A 5,985-nucleotide genomic window follows, 5' to 3' on the forward strand; every position below is an offset into this window, starting at 1 on the left:
ACTGAATTTTCCAGAATTTCAGAAACAGAGTTTAAAATAGCTATGACAAGGGGATTTTTAGACGCTTTTGCAATAATAGAATGGAATTCTAAATCAACAACACTCATTTCTTCTTCGCTTGTACTTTTTAAAAGTTTAAGATGAACCCTTTCCATCTTTTCTATCTCTTCATCTGTTATTCTCTCTACACACAATTCAATAGTAGATTCTTCCAACAGCTTTCTTAGTTCATGTACATCATCGTAAGATCCGTTCTGAAGTGAAAACATTAGAGTTATTGGATTATAAAACATCTTTTCAAAATTGTTTGTAATATAATTCCCTCCTCCTCCTTTGCTCTCTATGAGCCCCATTATTTCGAGAACTTTTATTCCCTCTCTTACAGTAGATCTCCCCAAATGAAGTTTTTCTGCAAGGACTCTTTCAGGTAGGAGTTTATCACCATATTTAATTCTACCTGACTTTATTCCGCTTTTTATATAATCAATTACAATATCACACTTTTTCAATTTTTGCCCCCCGTACTTTTTATCTTTTCAACAACCCAATTATAACATCAAAAAACAACATTAAAAACCTAGATTGAGAATTTTTACAATTATAATTTTTAATTACACATTCTCTTCTCCTTTATAGAGCCATGGTCTCCTATAACTATATATAGTATATATCTGAATTTCATGAGAAAAAGATAACTTTGCATTATATAAGCATTTCATGTTAAAATTTTTAGGTCAAATACTCACAGATTTTTTTTAAAAAGCCTAAACTAATAATATTAATATTTCAGCTGGATTTATATATCTCAGTTATTCAGTCACAATGTTTTTAACTTAAATTTTTAATAGGAGTTGGTACAGATGAAATGCCCATGTAAAGCCACAACATGCTCAAAACACGGAAAATGTGACGAGTGCCGGATGAAGCACAGAAATTCTAGAACTGCATGTGTAAAATATGCTGTAGAAGACAAAAAAGAAAACCTATTTTGCCCTAAAAGTAAAAATGATGAACTTTTTGGAAAATGCTGGACATGCAGAGAACAGGCCGAGATAAAGAACGAGCGTCCTATGTGTCAGGAGATAGGCCACAGATTGTATAACGAACAGAATCCCCAAATGCAATAGAATCGTTATCAGGGGCTGAAAAGCCCTTTTTTTATTATTTAAAAAGGATCTGTTGTTAAAGTTCCAAAATTAATGTATAATTTTTTAGGAGGTGTATTATTATGTTTAAATTGACTGTTTTGGTTATGCTGTCTTTCATTATACTATATATAACCAATCCTACACAGGATGAATTTTTGAATTTCTACAACAAAAAAATAAATGAGTCAAAAAAAGAAGAGACACTTTCTAAGAAAATTCTCCTGGAAAGTAAAAAAATATTTGCCCAACTGAAAGTAGAAAAAAAAGATCGCTATATCTATAGTATATACACTGTGGAATTTTCCGGAGAGAAAGAGGTTTATATAGGAGTTTTAAAACAATTTATACTAAAGGAAAAAGTGAAAGTTGCTGAAGAAGGAGCTATAAGAACATATAACAAAATAATACATACTGCCGGTACAATCCTTGAAGAAGGGTCCTATAAGGTAGAAGAACTGGTAAAAGCTACTTCAAAATAAAGTTTATTGTTTTTACAGATTTGGTCTTAGCTCCCTTTTCTAGGGAGTTTTTTATATACTCTATTTTTAGAGAATGATTTTTGATAAGCATTTTATGAGATCAGTAAAAATTTAAAGCACATTATTTAAACTTTCATGAAGGATATCTGAGAATTTTTTAGAAAATAATTCTATAAGTGTATTATAGAATATAAAAGGGAGGTACTGTATGGAAATCGATGCAATGTATATCAAAGATCTTGAAATGGCCCTTCATTATGCAGTTCAGGCAATTAAAAAAGAGATAAAAATTTGTGAAGAAACCTCAGATAAAACACAGAAAGAGGTTTTAGAAGGAAGACTTAAAAAATTTGATTTTTTAATAAAAAAATTAGCAAAAATGCAGCCCTAAAGGCTGCATTTTTATTCATAAAGTTATAATTTAATAGAATTCTGATTAATAACTGTAGTCATCTCCTGGGTTTAGGATTACCACATCACAGCCTTTTACAGATTCTTTAAACTCATAGGGATCACTGTTGATAACAGGGAATGTCTTGTAGTGCATAGGGATTACAACCTTTGGTTTTATAAATTCCACTGCTCTTACTGCATCGGCTACGTCCATGGTAAAGTTACCACCTATAGGAAGCAGAGCGATATCTATATTCTCAGCTTCGAGAAGTTTCATATCCATGGTGAGACCTGTATCTCCTGCATGATATATTTTTTTATTGTTTATCTCAATAACAAATCCTCCTGGATTTCCTCCACATACCATCCCCTCTTCAGTGGTGATTCCAGATCCGTGGAGAGCAGGAGTCATTTTCACAGTACCAAACTCCATTTTTACTCTCCCCCCTATATGCATGGTATGTACTTTTATATCAAACTTTCCGAGATATACCCCTATCTCATGATTGGTTATTACTGTAGCTCCAGTTGCCTTTGCGATTGGTATCGTATCACCTAGATGATCTCCGTGACCGTGGGTGACAAATATATGAGTAATCTCACCCACCTCAGCTGCACTTATTGGTGACTGGGGATTCCCGGTAATAAAAGGATCTATAAGCGCTTTAAAAGCCCCTTCCTCTAAATAAAAGCATGAATGCCCTAAAAACCTTAATTTCATAACTACCTCCTTAAACTTATTTGGAATATTATATTACACACTTATTAACTATTCAAATAAAATTTTTAAAGACCTTTTATATAAATATGTGATAAAATCTAAGAGCAATCATACAGGTTAAATATTTTTATTCTAGCTATCAACTGATCTTTTCAAAAGGAAATGTCAGGCTTCTTTTGAATAAATATATCTGGATCAATTAAATTTATAAAAATTGAAAATACAACACAAGGAGGACAACCTATGAAAAAACTTCTACTTATTATCCTTGCAATGGCCGCCTTTAACGGGTGTGTTTCATTAGAAGAGGGAAATTCTAAAGTAAGTATCCTAGAAAACAAGTTAGTACAAATTCAAAATGAAAATATACGTTCTGAAGAAGAGATCAAAAATTTCAAAAAAAGAATCTCAACATCTAAAAACGATATTTCAGAAATAACCGGAAAGCTCGACACCATCAAGTCTCTTGCAGAAGAGTCAGAAACCATTCACGTTTTCCAGGAAAAAATTTCAAGTAATTTAAAATTTGAAAAAAAATATCCGGGAGAACTTCCTGAGACTTTAAATTATGTCTTTGTAAGAAGTCGACGAATAAACCTGAGAGAAGGTCCTACTACCATAAGTACTATCCTCTCCAATGCAAATTACCTAGACAAACTACCTCTACTCGAAGAGCTCACAAACAAACAAGGTACAAAGTGGTACAAAGTATTAGACAAAAAAGGCAGGGAGGTATACGTACACTCCAGCGTAGTGGAAAAAAGAGTTTTTAGATTTAATACAATGGTAGATAACCTAAACAAACTCGATACTTTTATAAGCAGTGAACTTGAAAAAAAACGTGTAATCGCATCTATCAAGGCTTACGTACCAAACCCTAATAATGTTAATCTGCAAAGAAAAGAAGACAAATACGGAAATACCGTAGATCAAAGTGCTCAGGCATATTCTGAAAACGGAAGACTATTTATTCCAGACAGTACGATAATATCAATGGAAGAAAATTCTGACACTGAAAGTGATATGATAAAAATAAAGGTATCCTATGCATCTGAAAACTCAATCTCTGTGCACAAATCCTTTATAACAAAATCACCTAAAATAAACAGATCACCTGACAAAGCTGTAGTTATCGACACACACAATCAGAACTTCGGAGTTTTCGAAAGAAAAAATGGTGAATGGGTCCTCATATCCTATGTCTACTCAAAAACAGGCTCAGAAAGCCGTCTTGGATTCAAAACTCCCAAGGGATTTTTCATAGTTCCAAATGCAAAAAAAATAATGACATATAACAGTGAAATAGGAGAAAAACAGGGATATGCTCAGTACGCCATCAGATTTTCCGGAGGTGGATACATACATGCTACTCCTTTCAACTATGATGAAGATGAAAAAGCTACCAGAGGATGGAAAGAAGGTACCCTTGGTACTTATGCAGGAACCAGAAAATGTGTCAGAAACAAAGAGGATCATGCTAAATTCTTATTTGACTGGGTTTTAAACGGGAAAATATCAAAAGAAAATTACCAGAGTGTGTATGAAAATGTAGCAGTCATAGTGATGTAAGTAAAAAAGCTGAGGTTTTTTAATCCTCAGCTTTTTTCTATCCAGTGTTCTAAAAGTTCCTTTGCAAGAAGTGTATCCTCTGGCTTCTCTTCTGAAACTTCTATATCCATATCTTTATTTAGATAGGCATAGTTAACAGTGCTGCAGATAGGGCACCTAGAATAAAGCACTTCAGAGTATTTGTATACATAAAGGTTATTTATATCTTCTTTTACCGCTTGAAATTCCCAGTGAGCTTTTTCCAGTTTATTTTTTTTTAAAGCTCTTGGTTTTATTACATCATAGTGCTCTCTGCAGTTGCAGCAAGATATTGTAACTTTCTCATTTTTACCCTTAGATCCTACATCAAAAACTCCCATAAAGCACACCTCCCTCTATACACTCATTCTATACGAGCTTTTTTTTTATATCCTCCTTTGCTAAATCGATAAAATAAATTAAATTTTAGTTGATTTATTGGGACTTACAAGCTAAAATTTATATGTAAACACAAAAGATTAAGGAGGTATACAATTATGAAGAAAATTTTAATGTCGTTAACTGTAGTTCTTGTCTTAGCAGGTTGTACTTCATCCAAAGTAGAAGAAGTGGACCAAAAAATAACAATGCTTGAGAAAAAGGTGGTTGCTGCTGAAAAAACTTCGGCTGGTCTAAGAGATGAAACTATGATCCTTAAAAATGAAACTATGACTTTAGAAAAAAATGTAGATATGCTTAATACAAAAGTAGAAGCTATTAAAGAATCATTATCTCAGTAAGGAGGGAAAATCTATGAAGAAAATTGTACTTACGCTTGCAGCTTTGGCAGTTCTTTCAGGATGTAGTTCTGTAGATGAAGAAACTGCAGCTTTAAACAAGATGGAAAAAAGTCTTAATAAAATAGAAGAAAGCAATGCCGCTACTGGAGCAGCGATAGATCAGTATAAAACAAGAATTATCAATGCAAAAACAAATGTAGCCAATTTGGAAAAAGATATAAATGCAATAGATTCCTTCATAAACCCTGAGAATGTATTTGAGAAAAACGGGATAATTGTAAAGAGAGAAAGAGATCAGCTTACTCTTATTATGCCGACAGACGTAGTCTTCGATTTCAACAAATATGAGGTAAAAGAGGATTTCAAACCTCTTCTTGACACTCTCTATGAAGCTCTTAGCATCTACAAAGGAGTGACAGTAAAAATCGACGGTCACACAGATAATATCGGTTCATATGATTACAACCTTAAACTTTCACAAAAAAGAGCAGAAAGTGCTAAGGAATATCTTGTGTCTAAAGGTATAAATGAAGGAAGAATAATAACTGAAGGTCACAGTTTCTCTAAACCTGCTGCAAGTAATGCAACATCAGAAGGAAGAGATCGTAACAGAAGAATAGAAATCGTTATAAAAAAATAATATTTCACCAAAGGTTTCTATAGCAAAACTATAGAAACCTTTTTTTACTAAGAAATTTTTTTATTCCCTGGACAGGGATTGCTATTTGGAGAGATTACTGAGTTTATTCAAAAGCTTCTGTCACTTTTCCTTGATGAAAAGTAACCAAAAATCAAGCCTTGTCTTGTCCAAGCTAAAATATAATCAATTTTACTAAAAATACAAAACTCGCTGCGCTCAGACATTGTATTTTCTTTACGTAAAATTGATTATATTTCTTCATGCTCGTCCTGCGAAT

General features: G+C 32.8%; 9 protein-coding genes. 6 read left to right on the plus strand and 3 right to left on the minus strand.

Going from position 1 to position 5,985, the window contains the following annotated elements; translation table 11 throughout:
* The coding region (locus tag ABZA26_RS05725; RefSeq protein ID WP_372713556.1) for a FadR/GntR family transcriptional regulator at positions 1-509 on the minus strand (509 nt) is incomplete at its 3' end.
* Between the two features lie 351 nt (positions 510-860).
* On the opposite strand from ABZA26_RS05725, the gene ABZA26_RS05730 reads away from it, so the two are divergent.
* From ABZA26_RS05730 to ABZA26_RS05740, 3 genes are all read left to right on the plus strand, one after another.
* Entirely contained in the window at positions 861-1,127 is a 267-nt protein-coding gene (locus ABZA26_RS05730; protein WP_372713557.1) for a hypothetical protein, read from the plus strand.
* 101 nt (positions 1,128-1,228) lie between these two features.
* Positions 1,229-1,627: a hypothetical protein gene (locus ABZA26_RS05735; RefSeq protein ID WP_372713558.1), complete on the plus strand. Its 399-nt coding sequence runs from the start codon at positions 1,229-1,231 to the stop codon at positions 1,625-1,627.
* A 208-nt stretch (positions 1,628-1,835) separates the two neighbouring features.
* Positions 1,836-2,018 (plus strand): hypothetical protein, encoded by a 183-nt coding sequence (locus ABZA26_RS05740; RefSeq protein WP_372713559.1) that lies wholly within the window; start codon positions 1,836-1,838, stop codon positions 2,016-2,018.
* 45 nt (positions 2,019-2,063) lie between these two features.
* On the opposite strand, the gene ABZA26_RS05745 is transcribed toward ABZA26_RS05740, so the two are convergent.
* On the minus strand, positions 2,064-2,741 hold the full coding sequence (locus ABZA26_RS05745) for a metal-dependent hydrolase (RefSeq protein ID WP_372713560.1): 678 nt from the start codon (positions 2,739-2,741) through the stop codon (positions 2,064-2,066).
* A gap of 243 nt (positions 2,742-2,984) precedes the next feature.
* Between ABZA26_RS05745 and ABZA26_RS05750 the strand changes: the two genes are divergently transcribed.
* Complete coding sequence (locus ABZA26_RS05750) at positions 2,985-4,310, plus strand: SH3 domain-containing protein (RefSeq protein WP_372713561.1); 1,326 nt, start codon at positions 2,985-2,987, stop codon at positions 4,308-4,310.
* A gap of 26 nt (positions 4,311-4,336) precedes the next feature.
* Here the strand turns inward: ABZA26_RS05750 and ABZA26_RS05755 are convergent, their stop codons facing one another.
* Positions 4,337-4,669: a hypothetical protein gene (locus tag ABZA26_RS05755; protein ID WP_372713562.1), complete on the minus strand. Its 333-nt coding sequence runs from the start codon at positions 4,667-4,669 to the stop codon at positions 4,337-4,339.
* A gap of 156 nt (positions 4,670-4,825) precedes the next feature.
* On the opposite strand from ABZA26_RS05755, the gene ABZA26_RS05760 reads away from it, so the two are divergent.
* A complete protein-coding gene (locus ABZA26_RS05760; protein ID WP_372713563.1) occupies positions 4,826-5,068 on the plus strand; it encodes a hypothetical protein in 243 nt (80 codons plus the stop codon).
* 13 nt (positions 5,069-5,081) lie between these two features.
* Positions 5,082-5,708, plus strand: coding sequence for an OmpA family protein (locus ABZA26_RS05765; protein WP_372713564.1), 627 nt, complete (start codon positions 5,082-5,084; stop codon positions 5,706-5,708).
* Positions 5,709-5,985: the final 277 nt, after the last annotated feature.

Source organism: Ilyobacter sp., assembly GCF_041583315.1.
GTDB lineage: Bacteria > Fusobacteriota > Fusobacteriia > Fusobacteriales > Fusobacteriaceae > Ilyobacter.